The organism is Facklamia languida CCUG 37842, from assembly GCF_000245795.1.
Lineage (GTDB): Bacteria > Bacillota > Bacilli > Lactobacillales > Aerococcaceae > Facklamia > Facklamia languida.
In genome coordinates this window covers 1411856-1431760 of record NZ_JH601133.1, presented here as the reverse complement: position 1 = coordinate 1431760, position 19905 = coordinate 1411856, and the positions used below count along the sequence as shown (strand labels likewise).

19 protein-coding genes are annotated in these 19905 nt (G+C 46.7%); all 19 read right to left on the bottom strand.

Annotated elements, in window-relative coordinates; all coding sequences use genetic code 11:
- Positions 1 to 4: 4 nt before the first annotated feature.
- On the bottom strand, positions 5 to 1309 hold the full coding sequence (obgE, locus tag HMPREF9708_RS06640) for a GTPase ObgE (protein WP_006309498.1): 1305 nt from the start codon (positions 1307 to 1309) through the stop codon (positions 5 to 7).
- Positions 1310 to 1339: 30 nt separating this feature from the next.
- Positions 1340 to 3376, bottom strand: coding sequence for a glycine--tRNA ligase subunit beta (gene glyS / locus HMPREF9708_RS06635; RefSeq protein WP_006309497.1), 2037 nt, complete (start codon positions 3374 to 3376; stop codon positions 1340 to 1342).
- A gap of 13 nt (positions 3377 to 3389) precedes the next feature.
- On the bottom strand, positions 3390 to 4280 hold the full coding sequence (gene glyQ / locus HMPREF9708_RS06630) for a glycine--tRNA ligase subunit alpha (protein WP_006309496.1): 891 nt from the start codon (positions 4278 to 4280) through the stop codon (positions 3390 to 3392).
- A gap of 1423 nt (positions 4281 to 5703) precedes the next feature.
- Positions 5704 to 6477 (bottom strand): DNA repair protein RecO, encoded by a 774-nt coding sequence (recO, locus tag HMPREF9708_RS06625; RefSeq protein WP_006309495.1) that lies wholly within the window; start codon positions 6475 to 6477, stop codon positions 5704 to 5706.
- A gap of 13 nt (positions 6478 to 6490) precedes the next feature.
- Positions 6491 to 7396: a GTPase Era gene (gene era, locus HMPREF9708_RS06620; RefSeq protein WP_006309494.1), complete on the bottom strand. Its 906-nt coding sequence runs from the start codon at positions 7394 to 7396 to the stop codon at positions 6491 to 6493.
- 22 nt (positions 7397 to 7418) lie between these two features.
- Positions 7419 to 7802, bottom strand: a complete 384-nt coding sequence (locus HMPREF9708_RS06615; RefSeq protein WP_006309493.1) for a diacylglycerol kinase family protein — start codon at positions 7800 to 7802, stop codon at positions 7419 to 7421.
- Positions 7786 to 8259, bottom strand: a complete 474-nt coding sequence (gene ybeY / locus HMPREF9708_RS06610; RefSeq protein ID WP_006309492.1) for an rRNA maturation RNase YbeY — start codon at positions 8257 to 8259, stop codon at positions 7786 to 7788. Before ybeY ends, HMPREF9708_RS06615 begins: the two co-directional genes overlap by 17 nt.
- Positions 8260 to 8311: 52 nt before the next feature.
- Positions 8312 to 10534, bottom strand: coding sequence for an HD family phosphohydrolase (locus HMPREF9708_RS06605; RefSeq protein WP_006309491.1), 2223 nt, complete (start codon positions 10532 to 10534; stop codon positions 8312 to 8314).
- Between the two features lie 22 nt (positions 10535 to 10556).
- Positions 10557 to 11528 carry a PhoH family protein gene (locus HMPREF9708_RS06600; RefSeq protein ID WP_006309490.1) on the bottom strand — a complete coding sequence of 324 codons (972 nt, stop codon included), beginning with the start codon at positions 11526 to 11528 and terminating at the stop codon, positions 10557 to 10559.
- A gap of 198 nt (positions 11529 to 11726) precedes the next feature.
- Complete coding sequence (rpsU, locus tag HMPREF9708_RS06595; RefSeq protein ID WP_006309489.1) at positions 11727 to 11900, bottom strand: 30S ribosomal protein S21; 174 nt, start codon at positions 11898 to 11900, stop codon at positions 11727 to 11729.
- Positions 11901 to 12148: 248 nt separating this feature from the next.
- Entirely contained in the window at positions 12149 to 12646 is a 498-nt protein-coding gene (locus HMPREF9708_RS06590; RefSeq protein WP_006309486.1) for a Fur family transcriptional regulator, read from the bottom strand.
- Between the two features lie 254 nt (positions 12647 to 12900).
- Entirely contained in the window at positions 12901 to 13662 is a 762-nt protein-coding gene (locus HMPREF9708_RS06585) for an ABC transporter ATP-binding protein (RefSeq protein ID WP_006309485.1), read from the bottom strand.
- The gene (locus tag HMPREF9708_RS06580; RefSeq protein WP_232215553.1) at positions 13659 to 14636 is read right to left on the bottom strand and encodes a FecCD family ABC transporter permease; all 978 of its coding nucleotides are present in this window, start codon (positions 14634 to 14636) and stop codon (positions 13659 to 13661) included. The genes HMPREF9708_RS06585 and HMPREF9708_RS06580 overlap by 4 nt, the downstream gene beginning before the upstream one ends.
- A 55-nt stretch (positions 14637 to 14691) precedes the next feature.
- Complete coding sequence (locus HMPREF9708_RS06575) at positions 14692 to 15624, bottom strand: ABC transporter substrate-binding protein (RefSeq protein WP_006309483.1); 933 nt, start codon at positions 15622 to 15624, stop codon at positions 14692 to 14694.
- A 109-nt stretch (positions 15625 to 15733) separates the two neighbouring features.
- Positions 15734 to 16324: a bifunctional adenosylcobinamide kinase/adenosylcobinamide-phosphate guanylyltransferase gene (gene cobU / locus HMPREF9708_RS06570; RefSeq protein WP_006309482.1), complete on the bottom strand. Its 591-nt coding sequence runs from the start codon at positions 16322 to 16324 to the stop codon at positions 15734 to 15736.
- Positions 16312 to 17556, bottom strand: a complete 1245-nt coding sequence (locus HMPREF9708_RS06565; protein WP_006309481.1) for a cobyric acid synthase — start codon at positions 17554 to 17556, stop codon at positions 16312 to 16314. The genes cobU and HMPREF9708_RS06565 overlap by 13 nt, the downstream gene beginning before the upstream one ends.
- A 3-nt stretch (positions 17557 to 17559) precedes the next feature.
- Positions 17560 to 18525 (bottom strand): adenosylcobinamide-phosphate synthase CbiB, encoded by a 966-nt coding sequence (cbiB, locus tag HMPREF9708_RS06560; protein WP_006309480.1) that lies wholly within the window; start codon positions 18523 to 18525, stop codon positions 17560 to 17562.
- Complete coding sequence (locus tag HMPREF9708_RS06555) at positions 18507 to 19376, bottom strand: GHMP family kinase ATP-binding protein (RefSeq protein ID WP_006309479.1); 870 nt, start codon at positions 19374 to 19376, stop codon at positions 18507 to 18509. Before HMPREF9708_RS06555 ends, cbiB begins: the two co-directional genes overlap by 19 nt.
- Positions 19373 to 19861, bottom strand: coding sequence for an ECF transporter S component (locus tag HMPREF9708_RS06550; RefSeq protein ID WP_006309478.1), 489 nt, complete (start codon positions 19859 to 19861; stop codon positions 19373 to 19375). The genes HMPREF9708_RS06555 and HMPREF9708_RS06550 overlap by 4 nt, the downstream gene beginning before the upstream one ends.
- Positions 19862 to 19905 lie beyond the last annotated feature (44 nt).

Below are 19905 nucleotides of genomic sequence, written 5' to 3'. Positions count from 1 at the left end.
TCACCTAATCAACAAATTCAAATTGGAAATCCATCAAGAGAATGGTATCGCCGTCTTTGGCCCCCGCTTCGCGCAAGGTCTGGTCAACTCCCATCGCTCTAACTTGACGGGCAAACCGCTGTAAGGATTCATCATGGGCTGTATTCGTCATCGCGAACAACTTCTCGATCTTGGGACCGGATAATTCCCACAACCCTTCTTCAAGCTGTTCGACTTGGAAACCAGCCTCTTCTTCCAGTTGGTAGACTTGGTGGCTTGCTTCTGCTTCTTCCAGTGGGATAAATTCGCTCTCTTGCACGAGTTGATAAGTTGCTTGGAGGAGGTCCTTTACCCCAGCTTGTTGCCAGGCTGAAATCGCAAAGATCGGAGGCACTGCCTGGTCTTGATCTTGATAATAGGCGGTTAATTGGTCCTTAAAGGTCGCAAGGTTCGCTTCTGCTTGCGGTAAATCAACCTTATTCGCCACAATGATCATCGGCCGCAGGAGCAACTTGGCATGGTAACGGCCTAATTCCTCCATGATTGACTTGAAATCATCAAAAGGATCGCGCCCATGAACACCAGCCATGTCCACCACATGAAGCAAGACCTTAGTTCGTTCAATATGACGAAGAAAGTCAATTCCCAGTCCGACTCCCTGTGAGGCTCCTTCAATCAGTCCAGGCATATCCGCCACCACAAATTCTTGGTCAAGGGCTAAATGGACCACACCCAAGTTCGGCACCAGGGTTGTAAATTGATAGTCTGCTACCTTTGGCTTAGCGTTGGAGATCACAGATAAAAGGGTGGACTTTCCTACACTTGGATAGCCGATTAAGCCTACATCTGCTAAGACTTTGAGCTCTAGCGCCAGTTCAACCTCTTGACCCGGTTCACCATTTTCCGCTATGGAGGGGGCAGGATTCTTGTGGGTGGCAAATTTAATATTCCCCCTGCCTCCGCGTCCCCCTTTGGCCACAATCGCTTCCTGGCCATGGTCCACTAGGTCGGCAATAATTCGTTGGGTCTTAGCCTCTCGCACCAGCGTACCTGGAGGAACCTTTACAATCAAGTCCTCGGCATTGGCCCCATACTTACTCTTAGACATTCCATTTTCGCCACCCTTGGCTTTGAAATGTCGGTTATAGCGAAAGTCCATCAGCGTTCTCAGACCTTCATCCACTCTGAAGATGACATTTCCGCCATTTCCACCATCTCCCCCTGCCGGTCCTCCGTCAGGGCGGTACTTCTCTCGATTGAAGGCAACCATCCCATCACCGCCTTTGCCTGCGATGGCGGTTACCTGTGCTCGGTCTAAAAATGTCGACATGGTCTCCCTCCTCTCATTTCAATTCGATCTTTATTTATTAACAACTTGTCGGGGGTCAAAGACCCTTAAGATGGCCGCTGTCAAATCTGCCATTAACTGATAGCGATTAAAGCGCAGACCCCGATCTTCTGCATTGACCATATGGTCTTGGAAATAAGCCGCAATCATCGGACTGATCTCATAGAAGACTTGGATCTCTTCAGCCAAGCTCTCACCGGCCTTGAGCGATTGAACCTTGAGGATCAGGTCTCTTTCTAAATCACTCTGAGCAAGGTCTAGCTCTAAAGCAACCGTCTCTTCAACCTTATTACCTAAATTGACAACACGTGATAGATTCTCAATCATCAAGTTGAAACTTGGCCGATCTTCAAAGCGTTTCTGCGCTATTTGACGCCCCGCTTGAACCATTCGCCAGGGAATGAGGCCTGGTTGGCCAAGAACCGCTTGAATCAGATCATAGTCAATGGCTTGATGGTCCATATAGACTTGAACCCGCGCCTTTATAAAGTCAACTAAGGCCGCACGTGCATCCTGATCCGCCATACGGTCCTCAAAAACTAGCAAGAGGTCGATCTGCCAGTCTTGCGCCATCAGAATCTCGACCACGCCCATTGCCTGCCGACGCAGGGCATAAGGGTCATTCGAGCCTGTTGGAATGATTCCCACATTAAAGTAAGCCATTAAAGTATCTAACTTATCCGCCACAGCGAGTAAGGCCCCAACTGGCGATTGGGGCAGGTCCCCCCCTGCAGCAGTTGGGAGGTATTGTTCGCTAATGGCCTGAGCCACCGCATGATTCTCACCATAATGCTGCGCATAGATACCACCTATAACCCCCTGCAACTCAGAAAATTCATCAACCATTAAGGTCACCAAGTCAAATTTATAAATTTGGCTAGCCCGCAAGGCGTCCTCCTTGACTTGAGAATCCAGGGACAGTGAATGACTTAAGGCATCCACTAGAGTTCCCACACGGTCTTGTTTGTCAGCGAAAGTGCCTAATTGATAATGTTCATTTAAACTTCCCAACCGGTCTACAAAATCGGTTAATGTGTGCTTCAAGTCCTCCTGGTAGAAGAACTCTGCATCGGCCAAGCGTGCCCGCAGCACCTTCTGGTTACCCTTAATGACATTGTCCATATGGGCTTGGTGGCCATTACGGACCGAAATGAAATAAGGCAGCAAGTGTTCTCCTTGCGAATCCAGCACATAGAAGTAGCGTTGGTGGTCCCGCATGGCTGTAACCAGTACTTGGTCAGGGAGTTCGAGGTATTGCTCCTCAAATTGACCCGAAAAGGCGGTTGGCCATTCGACGATCGCAGTCACTTCGTCTAGTAATTCCTGGTTTTCTGGTACAACCCAGTTCTTTTCTTGAGCTAAACGGTTAATTTGGTCTTGAATAACGGCTTGACGACGGTCAAAGTCCGCAATCACGAAGGCATCCATCAAGCTTTCTTCATAATCGAGTGCATGGGACAATTCAACCGCCTGCTGGCCCGCTAGAAAACGATGCCCTCTGGTATAACGATCTGCTTGAATACCGGCAAATTCAAAAGGAATCACCTGGTCATTCAAAAGGGAGACAATCCAGTGGACAGGTCGAATATACTCGATCCCTAGATCAGCCCACCGCATGGTGACTGGAAAATTCATATGGGCGACCACAGTCGAGATACCTGCGAGCACACTCTCGACACTCTGACAAGCAGCCACCTTGTTGACAAAGACATAGTCAACGCCCTTAACCTCTTTAATAAAGAGGTCTTCGACTTGCGCCTGCTGCCCTCTTAGAAAGCCAAGCGCCGCCTTACTCCATTGGCCTGCTTGATCCTTAGCTACTTTCAAGGAAGGTCCTCTTACTTCTTCTTCCAAAGCTTGTTGCTGGTCTGCCAAGCCTCTCACACGTACCGCCAAGCGACGGGGGGTGGCAAAAGCCTCGACACCATCAAAAGCAATCCGCTCTGCCTCTAAATAAGCCGCTAGTCTGTCTTTTAATTGTTGGCTGAGTGATTGTAGGAAACGGGCTGGGATCTCTTCCATTCCAATCTCTAATAAATAATGGTTCATCACATTCCCTCCTTTACGCTTGCGTCTGATTCTTTAACAGGGGAAAACCGAGCTCCTCCCGCTCTGCAACAAAGGCCTTGGCGATCCCCCGCGCGAGCTTGCGAATCCGCCCTAGATAAGCAGCCCGATCCGAAGGTGAAATCAAGCCTCGCGCATCGAGTAAGTTAAAGGTATGACTCGCCTTAAGAATATAATCATAGGCTGGGTGGACTAATTGGGCATCTAACAGGTGAAGGGCTTCCCCTTCAAAGGAATCAAATTGTTCAAAGAGCAAGTCTCCATTCGCCAGTTCGAAAGAGAACTTTGAATGTTCATATTCAGGTTGCTTAAAGATCTCACCGTACTTGACGCCTGGTGCCCATTCGAGATCATACACATTCTCGACATCAAAGATATACATGGCTAAGCGTTCCAAGCCATAGGTCAATTCCGACGTCACCGGGTCACACTTCAGACCGCCTACTTGTTGGAAATAAGTGAATTGGGTACATTCCATGCCATCGACCCAGACTTCCCAACCCAGACCTGCACATCCAAGAGAGGGGTTCTCCCAATTGTCCTCAACAAAGCGAATATCATGTTGAAGAGGGTCGATGCCTAGGGCCCGTAAGGAATCTAGATAGTCCTCTTGAATCGTTAAGGGGGAGGGCTTCATGACGACTTGAAATTGGTGGTGCTGATAGAGACGGTTGGGATTCTCACCATAACGACCATCGGCTGGCCGTCTCGAAGGTTCAACATAGGCGGCATTCCAGGGTTCAGGTCCATTTGACCGTAGGAAGGTATAAGGACTCATCGTTCCTGCCCCTTTTTCGGTATCGTAGGATTGTAAAATCAAGCAACCCTTGTCTGACCAGAATTTCTGCAAGGTTAAGATCATGTCTTGTATGGATTCAACTGCCATTGTCTTTTCTCTCCTCATCTTATCTCAAAACTAAAAATATCCCCATGACCCCATCGAGGTCATAGGGACGAAAAGTTCTTTCGCGGTTCCACCCTAATTCTAACAATCTGTTAGCACTTCATTTGATTCAACTTTACCAAGGATACCTTCGATTTGCTCTAGCTTACACCCTCCTAGAGTCGCTATACTATCTTCTTTATCCACCTTGATTGGTTCAAATTTTACTAATAAATCGGGGAATTGTCAATTAATAGATGATTAGCCTAGTCTTGCATTACGGACTAGGTCACTTGGATTAAGTGATTCGAGAACTAAAAAAATAAAAGGAAGGATAGCCGTCAATAAGGCAGCCCCCAAGGCTTATCATAGGGGACCGCCTTCCAAAGCGGTGCTTTTCCGGGCTCGATCCACTAGGCATTCCCTAAACGGTAAACCGTAAGGCAATGCACGCTACGTGGATCGTCCTACTCCCTATGATTAAGCATTGGGACCTGCCTTTTATTGACGGATTCACGTTTCTATCAATTTAAAGCTTTCTAGATTAATCTAAGTGGCAAAATCAAAAATGATTGAATAAACATTGCCAATAACAGTATTAAACCTTTCTTAAATCACTTAAAAATTTAGGTAATCAACCTAAAATTTAAAATTAAAGCTAAATAACCAGGGATCAAAGACTGATTATTAAAACAATCAAGCCTAAGAGGAGAGGAAACCTAGCTTTTTCAATCAATTTCAGGGTATCTTGATCAATAATAGATTTAAAACTTGACTTTTAAATCAGAAAAAAATCAATCAACCTTTAATCTGCTTATTAAATTAGAAAAGGATATAAATGAAAAAGCAGGCTGTCGAAATGGGCAAGACATACTACCTACTCTTTTATTTTCTATTCAAATTCTGCCTTCTGAAAGATTGAAGCTTTAATTTTTTTAATATATCCTAGGACATCAATAAAATGAATACTGATCTTTATTTTTGTATTCTATATCCTGGTACGCTCACCTGTATATTTACTTCATTTTTATCATTCGAAGACGAGTCAAATGCTATCTGTCGGCTTAACTTTCTTTTAAAATAAACATCACCTTATTGACAATAGCTTATTAAACTAGTTTTTATTTTGGTAACTATATTAGAATTAAAAGCCTCAAAATAGATATAAAATCCGTCAATAAAAGGCAGGTTTCAATGCTTAATCATAGGAAGAAGGACGATCCACGCAGCGTGCAATGCCTTACGGTTTACCGTTTAGGCATTGCCTAGTGGATCGAGCCTGGAAAAGCATCGCTTTGAAAGGCGGTCCCCTATGATAAGCATTGAAACCTGTCTTATTGACGGTATCTTAGCTGTTTTTATTTTAGTTTTTTACAACTTTTAATTCTAGTAGAGTAGCCGAAAAAGCAAAGCCTTGAAAGGCGGCCTAGTCTTCCCCCGATGGTTGCCAAGTCTTGGCCGTTCGGTAGAGCGCCTGGAGATAAGAAGCGCTCTTCAAGTGCATGCCCACCCATTCCTGATAGATCATTTGCATGACTGCTTGACAGCTTTCGTAGGTCTGGTCACTCACTTGGACTTCGCCTAACTGCTGGAGCTGAATCTGACTCAGGGTCTGAATGACTGTCAAGACAGGTTTTCTTAACTGCAGGCGGTATGGATCAGCTTGTAAATGATGGGCGCACAAGACCCCTTGACGGACCATGGAGAAATCCATGGGGCGCGCTTGTCCGCCACATTCTTGACAGTGAAGCCAATCGACTTGAAGTCCAAATCGACTTAACAGGTTTATTTCTAACCAGAGTGTCACGGGACGGCCTTCCTTGACTTGGTTCAACTTAGTCAAGACCCTTTCGAATAAGTGATAATGTTGCAAGTCAACCTGGTGGTCTTCGATACTCGCGTCAATCAATTGACTCGCATAGGCCGCATGCGCCTGCAAGAAGGGGTCCGCTTGTAACTGACGAAAGGCATTCAAGGTGGCCCCTTCCTTCAAGAAAGAAAAACCCGAATCATTCACTCGGCCAACATACTGGTGTTGACTTAATGGCAACAAGTGTTTTTTTAAGGGGTGGTTAATAGCCTGGTAGCCCTTGATAAAGAACATCCGGGTTCCAAAATCCTTGGTAAATATCTTCACTAACGCGTCCTTTTCCCGGTAAGGTCTAACAAAAAGGACAATGCCTTCAAATTTGGCATACATCCAGGATGCCCCCTTAATAATCATCTGGACGATAGCCGAAGTCATTGAGTTGGGACTGTCGGTCGCGCCAGTTCTTTTGCACCTTCACCCATAAGTCGAGGTAAACCTTGCTACCTAAGAGGGCTTCAATTTCACGTTTTGCGCCTCGTTTAATTTCTTTAATCATTTTCCCTTGAGCGCCAATCAAGATTCCCTTTTGACTCTTACGCTCCACAATGATCGTTGCCAGCACCTCAACCTCGTCTTCTTCATTCTTCTGCATGGACTGAACACTGACTGCCACAGAATGGGGAACTTCTTCGCGTGTTCGAAATAAGACTTGCTCGCGGATCAATTCTGACACTAAGAAATATTCTGGATGGTCAACCACTTGGTCGGCAGGATAATATTGAGGGCCTTGTGGCATCAATTCCACCAACCGTTCCAATAGGCGGTCAACCGATTCTCCCGTTAGGGCTGAGATTGGGAAGACTTCATCAAAAGGATATTCCTGGGTGTATTGGTCAATGATCGGCATCAATTGGGTCTTATCAATCAGGTCAATCTTATTCACAACCAGGCAGACAGGAATCTTCAAGTCCCGGACCCTATCCAAGACAAAGCGGTCACCAGGCCCCATCTTCTCCGCCGCATTGACAAGAACCAGAACGGCATCCACTCCTTGGATGGCTGAATAAGCAGTCTTCACCATAAAGTCACCCAAGGCATGTTTGGGTTTATGCACGCCAGGAGTGTCCATAAAGACGATTTGAGCATCTGGCCGGGTATAGACCCCTTGGATCTTATTGCGGGTCGTTTGCGCCTTATCCGACATAATGGCGATTTTTTGCCCAATAATCTGGTTCATCAGAGTGGACTTTCCAACATTTGGTCGCCCGATCAAGGTCACAAACCCCGACTTGAATCCTTTATTTTCCATCTAAAAGCTTCCTTCCTCTTATCTAGCCTCGTCCTTTTAACAAGTAAGGTCCAAAGATCAAGGCTCCGATCAACATTGCTTGAAAGGCGGCGATGAGAACCGCTCCAGCGGCAATATCCTTGGCCTCTTTGGCCAGGAGGTGCCACTGGTTACCCACCGTTAAGTCAACCACCCGTTCCAAGGCGGTGTTTAATAATTCGGTGACCAAGACCCCGGTCATCGCTAGAGACAACCAAAGCCATTCATCGATCCCGAGGTCCAAGACCAGTCCTAAAGCAATGACCGCCAGGCCCGCCACCAGGTCAATCTTTAAATTACGCTCACTGGTAAAAGCGGCCTTGAGCCCGGCGAGTGAACACTTGACTGCTTGAATAAAATGGGGGTTCTTTCTATCTTGTAAGTCCATAGTCTTCAAGTACCTCTTCTTGTAGGCGAAACATTTCAAGTTCTTCTTCTTGAGTCTGATGGTCGTAACCATTAAGGTGCAAGAAGCCGTGAACAGCCAGGAAGGCTAGCTCCCGGTCAATCGAATGGCCATACTCCTCTGCTTGGTCAACCGCTCGTTGATAGGCAATAATGATATCCCCTAAGTGGGTCGGATAGTCGACCGTGTCGGATAAGTTGGACCAATCCACTGGCTCTTCTCCTTCCAACAAGGCAAAGGATAAGACATCAGTGACTTGATCTTTTCCCCGATAGTCCCGATTTAACGTTTGAATGGTCGGATTATCCACCAAAGTCACATCTAATTCGTCTTGGTCCGACCGCTTTAACTTCTGACCTGCTAGCTGCAAAACTTCTTCGATCAGAAGCATTTGGTCTGAAGTCAAATAGTGATGATCATCAATAATTTCTAAATTCATTCATGGCCCTCCTCACAAAAACCGCCAAAAAATATTGGCTCCTAACGCACTCTTATTTTGGATAATCAATCCGCGTATGATACATCGAGCCAATCCCTGAAATCAAAGACCGGCGTACTCGATAGAGCTCATCTACTGTCAAGCCACTTTGAGCAAATTGTCCATCTGAAATCTTGCCCTGGATGATCGCATCCACCAGCGACTCAATCGCCTCTTGGCTATAGTCTGCCATCGTCCGAGAGGCAGCTTCCAAGGAGTCCGCAATCATCATCACGGCTATTTCCTTGGATTGGGGGATCGGTCCTGGATAGCGAAACGGTCCCTCTTGCACATTGGCTTTTTGACTCTTAGCTTGATGGTAGAAGTAGGCCACCGGCGTGGTGCCATGATGCTGCTGGCAGACATCAATGATGGATTGTGGCATATGGTAGTCATTGAGAATCCGCACCCCTTGGTTGACATGGTCGATAATTATCGCAGCCGACTCCTCTGCCTCCACCATCCGATGGGGCGACTCGACGCCACCCGAGAGATTTTCGACGAAGAAGAGCGGGTGGACCGTCTTGCCAATGTCATGATAATAAGCCGCCACCCGGGTCATCAAAGAATCCCCTCCAATCACTTCGACCGCGTTGGCTGCTAGATTGGCCACCATCATCGAGTGGTGATACGTCCCTGGGGCTTTTTCGATCAATAATTTTAATAAAGGGTGGTTCAAATTAGCTAATTGGTTCAAAGTCATCGGCGCCTTATCCGACAGTAATTGCTCCCAATAGGGAGTGAGTGTCGCCAATAACAGGATCCCTAAAAGGTTGGCGATGAGGACCAGGGCCAGGATCGTCAAGCCCTGGCTGGAAAAGACCGTGATATTTAAAGCCACCATGAGGGCTAGCGCCACTGCATATTGGATCACTAATTGTACCCCCAAGAGACGAGGATAGGTCAACTGGTGGAACTTACTTGATAATACCATGATTAAGCTGATTCCTTGTACGAACCAATAGAATAAAGAGACAAAGGTTACCATGGTCTGGTTATCATTATCCGAAATAAAGAACAGGCTAAATAAATTTAAGGCGATGAGAGCCATTAAAGTAGCGGACATTTTGATTTTAGGCTTGAGTAAGATCGGTAGGATCATCACTGGCACCATCAGGGTGGCGTAAGTCATCTGAGACCCCTTCATCATCTGGCCCACTTTGACCAAGAGAAGGCTCCCAACCAGCATCAAACCGTAAGCGGTGATCTCACGGTTGGCCGTCTTTATATCCCGCCATTTAAAGCCATCAGAGAAAATGGCAACCATCAAAAAGCCGTGAATGACAATTAAGCCCATAAAAACCATCATCAGGTTCTGCCGCGTAGTAGAATCCAGATAGCCATAGAGGTTCAGCTGTCTAAGATTATTTTGGCTGATAATATGGCCTTTTTGAATAATCACTTGGCCTTGCAGGATATAAGAAGGCTGGACTTGGGCTTCCGCCTCATCCTTCAAACGGTTCGTCTCAGTCTCCGAATAGATTAAGGTTGGCTGAATCAAATGGTCGAAAAAGTTCAAGAAGAGTTGTTGGTTAGCATAAGATAAATCAGATGAAGTCAACCTTGACCGCCACTTATTGGTCTCCTCCTCTACCTCAGCAGACGAGAGTTCCTTCTCCAAGCTACTAGCCAAATCTTCTTCAAGCTGGTCTTGAACCCGGGCTAATTCCTTATTATTCATGGAAACTAATTGTTCCACACTTGATTGGCTCAAGGCCTGGGCCAAGTCTTTAATTCCTGTTGGTTGTTGGGCCATATCTGCCTTAAAAATTACCAACTGCTCAACAAAAGTCAGGTTCATAAAGTCTTCTGCTTGATCAGTACGCCGGTCGACCTCATCTAACAAGGCCACTTCTTCTGGCCAATCAATATCCGATAATGCAGCCATTTCCTTCACCCGCTTAAGGGTATAACGATTATTTCGTAGGAGTTTCATGCGGGCAAAAAATTGTCCCACTGTCTCTAAAGCACGATCGCGAACATCTTCTTGAAAGAGATAAATATCTTTAACAGAGTCCCTAGCCCTTTGCTTGTTAATCGCTGTCTGTTCTTGGTCTTCAATCGTAGCAGGTGCTAGGATGGTCTGATCTGCGACCTGGTTGAGCTCAAAATGATAGGTCTTAGGCTTAACATGACTATAACCCAAGAGTCCAATAATTAAAGTGACTAAGAGCCCAATCAGAGGGAGATAAAAAGGACCCAGCTTCTCTTGAAAATCTTGCAAGCGACGATTCACTGCAACCTTCCTCCTTTACGCACTAGCCATTCTTCTCATGACCATAAGCTCGGATAATATCGGCGACAACTGGATGACGGACCACATCGTATTCATCAAAGCTGACAAAGCCGATTCGGTTTAACCCCTTTAATTTACTATGGGCGTCAATCAGCCCCGAGCGCACACCCTTTGGCAGGTCAATTTGTGTTTGGTCGCCATTGATGATCATCTTGGACCCAAAGCCTAACCGGGTTAAGAACATCTTCATTTGGGCAATCGTTGTATTTTGCGCTTCATCGAGAATCACAAAGGCATCATCCAGGGTCCGCCCCCGCATATAAGCCAAGGGAGCGATCTCAATAACCCCCCGCTCCATCATACGGTTGGTCTGTTCGGTTCCATAGATGGTATATAGGGCATCGTAAATTGGACGTAGATAAGGATCCACTTTCTCCTTGAGGTCCCCTGGCAAAAAGCCCAGGCTCTCGCCCGCTTCCACTGCAGGCCGGGTGAGGATAATCTTCTTCACCTTGCCTTCCCGCATCGCTTGAACAGCCATGACAACTGCCAAGAAAGTCTTACCCGTTCCGGCTGGTCCCATACCAAAGACCACATCCTGGTTATGAACGGCCTTCACATACTGCAATTGGCCATAGTTCTTGGCCCGGATGGCTGAACCATCTGCTGCTCGTCCGACCACTTCCTCATATAAATTAATAAAATAATCGAGCCGGTCATTCTTGGCCATCTTAATCGCTGTAATAATATCCATTGAACGCGGTGTAATTTGCCGCTCCAATAGCAGTAAGAGGTTCAAAAACACTTGTCGTACGGTCTCGACCTGGTCTTCATCGCTGCCAGTAATCGTAATCAGGTCCCCACGATTGGTTATCGATACCTCAAAAGACTCCTCTATTAAACGAAGGTACTTATCGTGACTACCTAATAAGGCCATTAACCAGTCAGGATTCGTCACCGTTACTTGCTTAGAAAAGTTATCGTTGTGATTCAAAAAGTCGTCTCCTTTATCTAAAATTCACTCTTCTCTAGATTACCACAAAATGAAGGGAAATCCTATTTCAAACTCAATCCTTGGCCAAGCCAAGATAGGATCATGAAAGACTATCCGTCAAATTAAAACCGCAAAAAAGAAGGTAGTCTCCTACCTTCTCAAATGAAATTATTTATTTTGCTCACTTAAGCGCTACGCTTAAAACTTACGCTTACGTGCTGCTTCTGATTTCTTCTTACGTCGAACACTTGGTTTTTCGTAAAATTCACGTTTACGCGCTTCTCTCAAAGTACCTGTTTTAGAAACGTTACGCTTGAAGCGACGAAGAGCGTCATCCAATGATTCGTTATCACGAACGATTGTTTTTGACATATGGCTTCCCCTCCCCCCGAGCTTGTAGTAACCTTTCCTTAGAATCATCTTCTAAATAAAGTCCTCTGATAATTATACCACCTAATTCAAGCTTTGCAAGCAAAAGATTAGCCCATTCTGGTATTTTATCAAAAGTGACTCGGGTTTTTTCAGATAAGGGCGAGGTGGATTTCCCAAAAGCACACCGACGCGGCAATTACTTCTAGCCAGTAAATGGAAGTAGGAAGAATCCCTTAATCCACCTCTTCTTAACTGGTTACAGACTGACTTGCATGGGCCTTACAGTCTGCACATAGACCAAAGACTTCAAACCGGTGCGATTGAATCTCTACCTCACTTAAATCCGTCGAAATATGGTCTAATGGACAGGCATCCAATAAGATGGTATGACCACAATTCGTACAAATAAAGTGATGGTGGTGATGGTGGCCATCTTGGTGGGGGTGGCAAGAAAAGCGGAAAAGCTGCTCCTGTTGGTACTCAGTTGTTTCTAAGATCCCAACATCCACAAAGTCATAAAGATTACGGTAGGTTGTGTTATAAGACATGGTCGGATAAGAGGCCTGTAAGGCACTATGAATATTAAGGGCAGTTATGTAGCGCTGGTTAGCAGCAAAAAGGGTTAAAATCTCTTGCCGCTTCTTTGTTAATTTAAAGCCTGCTTCCTTCAACCGCTCCATGCCTACTTCAATTAGGGCTTGGGTTTCAGGACTCAAGGGTTGATTCGTCAGTTGAACAGGTTTCATCACTTCACCTCATCTCAGTCACTTATTAAATGTTTATCTAGTATTTCATAAAAACCAGGCAATTTCAACTGAGGCTTCTCATTCAGTCCAATGTCTCAAATTAATGGAACTGTCTTGTAATAAGGGAAGTCAAATGACCTAAATCCAATGTCATCGAGTGCTGAATGATGAGAAAACAAAAATAAGGCAAGTCCCCCTGATTAATCAAGTAGGACATTGCCTTTGCTAAAGGATTCGATTCAATAGGGAGTCTGTCACTCCGTCTGCCAAGATTGATATTTACCTTGTAGATAGGTCACGACATCCATCTGGTAAGTGGGATCCAGCCAATGACTCGTGAGTACTTCTTGAGGTGGACCGAAGGCCTTGACAAGTCCCTGATGCATGAGGAGGACTTGGTCAGCGTATTGCTTGGCAATACTGAGATCATGAACCACTGAAATTAAGGCCCGTCCCGGCTTACTTAACCACTGGTCCAAATAGCCAAATAATTCCTTCTCATAGACCAAATCAAGATGGTTGCCTGGTTCATCCAAGACCAATAGTTGGGGATCTTGAGCAAAGACCTGAGCCAAGAAGGCGCGCTGTAATTCACCGCCAGATAGATGGGTCAGTGACCGAGAGGCCAAGTGCGACAAGCCCACTTGGTCAATCGCCCTTTCGATCTGGTCATGGTCCTGATTGGTTAAGCCACTGAAAGGCGACCGTCGGTAGGCATACCGACCCAGCGCGACCAAGTCTTCTAGGCTTTGGTCAAAATGCAAGGGATGCTGTTGGTCTAGAAAGCCAATGCGCTTGGCTTTTTCCTTGGATGAATAGGATTGAAGGGGCTGCCCTTGGAGGATGATCTTCCCCTGGGCGGGATATTCACCTGTTAAAGCCTTCACCAAGCTGGTCTTACCAGAGCCATTGGGTCCACAGATCATCAGCCATTGCCCGACCTGCATGTGAAAAGATACTTCTGAGATGAGTAACTGGTCCTTGACTCGAACCGCTAAGTCTGCCACCTCGATCATACACGGCGTCCCCCCCTCTGGTAGAAAATATAGAAGAAAGTAAGGGTTCCTACCAGTGAAGTAATCACCCCAACAGGCAATTCAAGCGGACTGGCAATGGTTCGTGCGATTAGATCTGCCACCATCATGAAGTTCCCGCCTAAGAAAAGAGTTGCTGGAATCAAGCGTTGGTGTTGATTCCCCACTAACATCCTAGCCATATGAGGGATGATCAATCCAACAAAAGGAATCGTCCCTGCTACTGCCACACTGATCCCGATCAGAATGGCGATGGCAATGAATAAGAGGATCCGGGTCTTGAAGACATCCACACCGATATTTCGGGCCATATTCTCACTCACGGCAAAGGCATTCAATTCAATGGCATGCACCCCTATCATCAACCCTCCCAGAATCAGGGCAACCAATAAAACCCCCACGTCTGCATAAGTGGCACCTGCTAAGGACCCCATGGTCCAGAAGATAATCGACTTGAGCTTATCATCGGCAAAGACAATAATCAGATTTAGTGCAGACGAGACCAGCATGGAGAAGATAATCCCTGTCAAAATGACCGTCATATTATTCATCTTAGGGTCAATCTGATAGGTAAAAAAGAGGATCAAGACTAATGATAAGAAGGCAAAAACAACCGCCAGCATAAAACTTGTCTTAAAATAAGCCAGTGGCAAAGAAACCCCGGATACAATGGCTAGGACCGCCCCTAAAGATGCACCTGCCGAGATACCAAGAGTCGACCCATCCGCCAGAGGGTTCTTTAACAAGCTCTGCATGGTCATGCCACTTAAGGATAAGGCCATCCCCATCAAAAAGGTTGTCAAAACCCTAGGCAAGCGAATACTTACCAGGATTTTCCCGTATTGGCTGTTATCTTTTTGCCCCATCAAGAAGTTCTTGAGAATGGGAAGACTCTCCTTGAAAGGGATTGACACGCTACCAATCAGCAAACAGGTCATGAAGATAATAAGTGTCATGAGGAGGGCTATCATAAGCCTGGATCGTTTGATCAAGAGGATCACTCTTTCTTAATTATTCACCGTATACAAGCTGATAGAGGCTTTCAACCGCTTGAGCTAAACGAGGACCAGGACGCGTGAAGGCTGAGTTGTCGATGGCAAAGACATGGTCTTCCTTAACAGCCGTCACTTCCTCCCAGCCTTGACGTTCTTTAATTTCGTCTTGGGGTTCAGGTGCTGACTCATCCATCTGCATGCTGGTTGTCAGAATATAATCCGGGTTCTTATCGAGGACTTGTTCTTGCGAGATTTCAACGAAGGATTTCTGGTCAGCGAAGATATTTTCTAAGCCTAATAAAGAACCAATTTCATCCATAAAGGTTTCAGACCCAGCCGTCCATAAGCCGTACTCTAAGGGACTAATTTCATAATAAATACTTCCCGGTTTTTCTTGTTCGCTGGCTTTTTCTTGGAAGTTAGCAAAAGTAGCTTTCATCTCGTCAATTAATTCTTGAGCTTCCTCTTGACGGTCCACCACTTGCCCCAAAAGATCAATGGCTTCATAAACCCCGTCAATTGTCGTCGCATCCGTAATCAAGACCGGAATTCCTGCTTCTTCAATGGCCTTGACTTGGTCTTCATTTAAGGCCATCCCTGTCATAATCACCACTTGTGGATCGAGAGCAATAATTTCCTCGATGTTCAAGTCTTTACCGGTCGCAATCGCTGGGATATCTTCGACTTCCTCAGCTGGATAATCAACATAGGTCCCCCGTCCAACGATGGTGTCCCCTGCTCCTAGTTCAAATAAGATCTCTGCATCGGACGGCATCAAGGTCACAATCTCTGTTGCGGGTCCTTCTTCTAGGACGACCTCGCGACCCGCCATATCCGTTAGTTTAAGGCCTTCTTTTGTTGCTTGATTCGCTTGAGCAGAATAAGCAGGCACCATGGTTAAAGCCAGGGTCATGGTTAATAGCCATTTAACAATTTTAGTATTTTTCATTTTTTTCTCCTTCCGTTTGACCTGAGTAACCGACTCTTAAGTTCGCTATTCTAGCATCCCCCCCTTAAAAGTAAGACCTTAAATAATAAAGCACATAACCAAGCAAGACTCACTTAATGCGAACACTCAAACCGGACACCATCCAATAGGCGCGATTACTGGCTTGAGCAATATGTTGATTAATCACCCCTTGGTAGTTACGAAAGATGCGTCCCAAGGCGTAACTGGGGACCAAACTGGCACCGACCTCGTTGGAGATCATCCAAACCTCCAGACTGGACTGATCGATCGCTGTCAATAATTTGTCCATCTCAGCTAGCAAGAAGGACTCTCCTTGATCAATCGCTTGCGCGGATAAGGTCTCGTAGTCCATATCTCCTTCTGGTGCTTGCTGGTCCCAATAATGAAAGAGATTATTGGTCAACCACAAGGTCACACAATCCAGGATGACCGCTTGAACAGTCCCATCTAATTGATGAATCACCTGGTCCAAATCCTGGTAGGCTTCAACCGTTTGCCAGGATTGGGGGCGGCTGGCCTGGTGGTTGGCGATCGCCCGTTGGATCTCCTGATCCTTGAAATCATTGGCTTGTGTTGCCAGATAAGCTACTGATTGAAAATTGCCAGCTAGGACTTGGTCCTGGGCGAAGCGGGTCTTTCCACTCTTAGCACCACCCGTTATATAGGTTAACTTTCCCATTTATCATCCCTCCCCTCATCGATTATGGCTTGTAATTGCTCCCGATCCAGATGCTTGATGACATGGTCCGCCCACCGGTCATATTCCCGCTCCAAATCAGGGCGGCCAGAAGCTGTCGTTTGCAAGATAGCCATGTGCTTTTGCTCTAATAAGGGGTTCAAAATGGCGAATAATTTCTGTTCATCCAATAAGTCTTCTTGTTCATCCAGACGATGGACTTGGGGAGGATTCCATTCACTGGGTCCGACCACCAAGACCTCTCCCCCCAAGCTGATATAATTCTCAAGATAGACCTGGTGGTGGCGAATTATTTGGTCCCTTCGATCAAGATCTAAACTATGGGGAATTAGGACCAGATCGGCCTGGTCCAATTCCTTCAAGTTCTGGATAAGGCGTAAGGACAAACCAGGGTAATGGTTCAATGCGAGAACTGCTTCCAGATGGTCAATCCGGTCTAACTTCAGAACAGCCAGGTCCAATTGCTGGGAGGGTCCTGGTGATTTTTTTAGATGGTCTAAGGCCAAGGAATCCTCCTCCCATAGCTGGTGCGGGAGGTAAGGAATAACGCCTAGAACCGGCAGGCCGGTAAGAGACTCAATCGTCTTAATGCCAGGTTGCAGTAGGGAGAGGTCCCCTCTGAATTTATTAATGAGGATTCCTTTGACCAGTTGGCGCTCTTCTGGTTGCAGCAAGGCAAGGGTCCCATAGATACTCGCGAAGACCCCTCCTCGGTCAATATCTGCCACTAATAGCACGGGACTCCCCGTCATCAAGGCAAGGCCCATGTTGACAAAATCGTGGTCCTTGAGATTCAACTCAACTGGACTGCCCGCTCCTTCCATAATCACCAAATCATTCTGGCTAAAGATCTCCTTTAAGAGGGGCTTTAAATTTTCTTTTAACTGGGGCTTTAGCTGGTGGTAGTCACGGGCTGGATAAATCCCGAGCGACTGTCCCAGGTAGATGACCTCGGACCCATTTTCCTGGCAGGGCTTGAGGCAGATAGGATTCATGGCCACTTCAGGAGTTCGCTTACTCGCATGAGCCTGGCTAACCTGTGAAAGTGCAATCTCTCCCCCATCCTTCAGCCGGTAGGTATTGAGGGACATGTTCTGTGACTTGAAGGGGAAGACTTGGATTGCTTGATTGGCAAAATAGCGACACAGAGCACTGACAATCATCGACTTACCAACATCCGACATGGTTCCTTGAATCATCAAACTCTTTGCCATGATCTAAATCCCCTCCTTCCAGCAAAGCAATTGGATCAGTCCCAATAAGACAAAGACCAGGCCACTCGTCAAGTAAAGAATCCGATTGACCCGGGTAATATCCTTCAAACTTGCCTGGTTAAGATGATCCCCGATACTTGCCTTGTCAACCCATTGGCCATGGTAGTAATGACCACCCCCCAGCTGGAGGCCGAGTGCACCGGCCACCACTGCTTCGGCATAACCCGCATTCGGTGAAGCATGTTGGCGACGGTCTCGGATCAAGATCTGGATCGCCTTTTGTGGCTGATAATTCAAGAGCCAACAAGCAAACACCATGAATAAGGCTCCCAGTCGAGCTGGAAGATAATTGAATCCATCATCCATCAAGGCGGCCGGTTTGCCTAGGTGTTCATAAGCCGGACTCCGGTAGCCCAACATTGAATCCATGGTATTAACCGCCTTATAAACCATCATCCCTGCCGGTCCAAAGAGCAAGCCATAGAAGAGGGGCGCAATGACCCCGTCACAGGTATTCTCGGCGACGGTTTCGACAGTTGCTTTAATCACCTCTTCCTGGCTCAACTGGTCAGTTTGCCTACCCACAATCCGGGCAACCTGCTGACGACCAGCTATGAGCCCCCTTTCCCTCAAGGCCTGCTGCACTCGACGGGCCTCTTGCGCCAATGACTTGATTGAAAGACCCGAATAGAAGAGGTAAAGCGACCAAATATCCGCTAGGCCCTCATGGATTGTAGCCAAACCCTTTGTCACTAGAAGAACTACTGTCAGGGTCATGACAACCAAGCTGACCCACAGCAAACTTCCCCGGATTAATTTCTGGTTGGCGGTTAGGGAGTCACGAATCCACCGACGCTTAAAATAGACAATATAACTGCCCATCGCCCGCACTGGGTGTGGCCAAGATTCAGGATCGCCAATGAGTAAATCGAGTAGAATAGCACATAATATTAATGGGATCCGACCCATGTGACTTCACTCCCTCCATCAACGGTTCGATAGACTTGGTAATCATGATAGGCAAGCTTAATCGACCTTAATAGCGACAGAATTTCCTGACTCCTAATCTGGTCTGCCCTAAACCAAATTGCAATCACCGACCCGGAATGGGCAATATTAAAGCCAGCAATTCCCAGGGTCTGTCTTAACTGGTTCAATTGCTCTAATCCAGGTAAGGCATGAATCGCTTGGTTGAGGCAGGCTGATTGAAAGGCCAAGTCAGCCAGATCCGACTGTGATTGGACGCGGAATAACTGATCACGCATCCGGCTATAGTCTCTTCTCTGCCGGTGGCGAATGGCTTCCAGTCGCGGGTCTTGGTAGTGCTGGCAAGTCTCCACCCGTCGGTCAGCAAAGAGACATAATACGTCATAATCAAAATCAGCTAAGCGATAGGCCACTGGTCCTCCCTCCATAAAGTTCACCAGGCTGGGCTGGCTAAACATCACCCCATCACTGGGTTCTTCCTTGACACATAGGTCAAAGACCTCCTGGTTACTGATCGGGATCTGGTACCACATAGCCAAACCCACCACCAGTCCAGCTAAATCAGCGGTCGAAGAGCTCATGCCCATGCCAAGTGGAATATCCGAATCGATCTGGATCATCAGTTGGTCTAGATCTGGTAAATTCCATAAGGCTTGAAGACGATGAACCATGGCCTGCGACTTGGGAGGCAAGGGCCGCCAAGGCCCAGGCGTGATCTGAATCCGACTGTAACAATTGATGGCATAGGAAAGCAGAAAGGACCCCTGATCATCCCGCCCCTCTACGATCTCACCACAAGAGGCTGGCGTCTTTACAAGCAACTTTCGGGTCATACAATCCGCTCTTTGATCGAATCCGGCAGCACTTGGGCTATGATAAGAGCCAGATAGAGATTGGCCAAAGTTGCTAGGGTCAAGGGCAGTATGAAGGCCATAAAGAGTCCTTGACCAGCAATGGGAATCAAGAGGACGAGAGGGAGGACCGCATTGAAGAGCCAACCGACTAGGCCAAGAACTAAGGCCTTCAGATAGAAGGGAAGGATCAGTTTGCGATAGCCATAGCCGAAGACCCCCATGGTCACTACCATCGCCAAGATCGTAATCAAGTGGACTAGCACTCCCAAAGGAAAACCAGCAGTCAAGGCCGTGATCAAATGCCCGAGCCCACCGATGATCCCGCCGGCCAGTGGCCCAAGCAAGATGGCCGCTAAATAGGCAGGTAGGGAATCAAAAGCCACCGTTGAAAAGACCTTCAAGGTCGATCCAATCACGGACAAGGCGATCAAGACCGCCATCAGAACAAGCTTGTTTAATTTCAAATTGACGCTCCCTCCTTTATCTAGAATCCCAACAAAAAAACCAA

Excerpts from the sequence above, each read along its gene's own strand:
- obgE (WP_006309498.1), bottom strand. The coding sequence starts at position 1,309 with ATGTCGACATTTTTAGACCGAGCACAGGTAACCGCCATCGCAGGCAAA.
- glyS (WP_006309497.1), bottom strand. The coding sequence starts at position 3,376 with ATGAACCATTATTTATTAGAGATTGGAATGGAAGAGATCCCAGCCCGT.
- glyQ (WP_006309496.1), bottom strand. The coding sequence starts at position 4,280 with ATGGCAGTTGAATCCATACAAGACATGATCTTAACCTTGCAGAAATTC.
- recO (WP_006309495.1), bottom strand. The coding sequence starts at position 6,477 with ATGTATGCCAAATTTGAAGGCATTGTCCTTTTTGTTAGACCTTACCGG.
- era (WP_006309494.1), bottom strand. The coding sequence starts at position 7,396 with ATGGAAAATAAAGGATTCAAGTCGGGGTTTGTGACCTTGATCGGGCGA.
- HMPREF9708_RS06615 (WP_006309493.1), bottom strand. The coding sequence starts at position 7,802 with ATGGACTTACAAGATAGAAAGAACCCCCATTTTATTCAAGCAGTCAAG.
- ybeY (WP_006309492.1), bottom strand. The coding sequence starts at position 8,259 with ATGAATTTAGAAATTATTGATGATCATCACTATTTGACTTCAGACCAA.
- rpsU (WP_006309489.1), bottom strand. The coding sequence starts at position 11,900 with ATGTCAAAAACAATCGTTCGTGATAACGAATCATTGGATGACGCTCTT.
- HMPREF9708_RS06590 (WP_006309486.1), bottom strand. The coding sequence starts at position 12,646 with ATGAAACCTGTTCAACTGACGAATCAACCCTTGAGTCCTGAAACCCAA.
- HMPREF9708_RS06585 (WP_006309485.1), bottom strand. The coding sequence starts at position 13,662 with ATGATCGAGGTGGCAGACTTAGCGGTTCGAGTCAAGGACCAGTTACTC.
- HMPREF9708_RS06580 (WP_232215553.1), bottom strand. The coding sequence starts at position 14,636 with ATGACACTTATTATCTTCATGACCTGTTTGCTGATTGGTAGCGTGTCA.
- HMPREF9708_RS06575 (WP_006309483.1), bottom strand. The coding sequence starts at position 15,624 with ATGAAAAATACTAAAATTGTTAAATGGCTATTAACCATGACCCTGGCT.
- cobU (WP_006309482.1), bottom strand. The coding sequence starts at position 16,324 with ATGGGAAAGTTAACCTATATAACGGGTGGTGCTAAGAGTGGAAAGACC.
- HMPREF9708_RS06565 (WP_006309481.1), bottom strand. The coding sequence starts at position 17,556 with ATGGCAAAGAGTTTGATGATTCAAGGAACCATGTCGGATGTTGGTAAG.
- cbiB (WP_006309480.1), bottom strand. The coding sequence starts at position 18,525 with ATGGGTCGGATCCCATTAATATTATGTGCTATTCTACTCGATTTACTC.
- HMPREF9708_RS06555 (WP_006309479.1), bottom strand. The coding sequence starts at position 19,376 with ATGACCCGAAAGTTGCTTGTAAAGACGCCAGCCTCTTGTGGTGAGATC.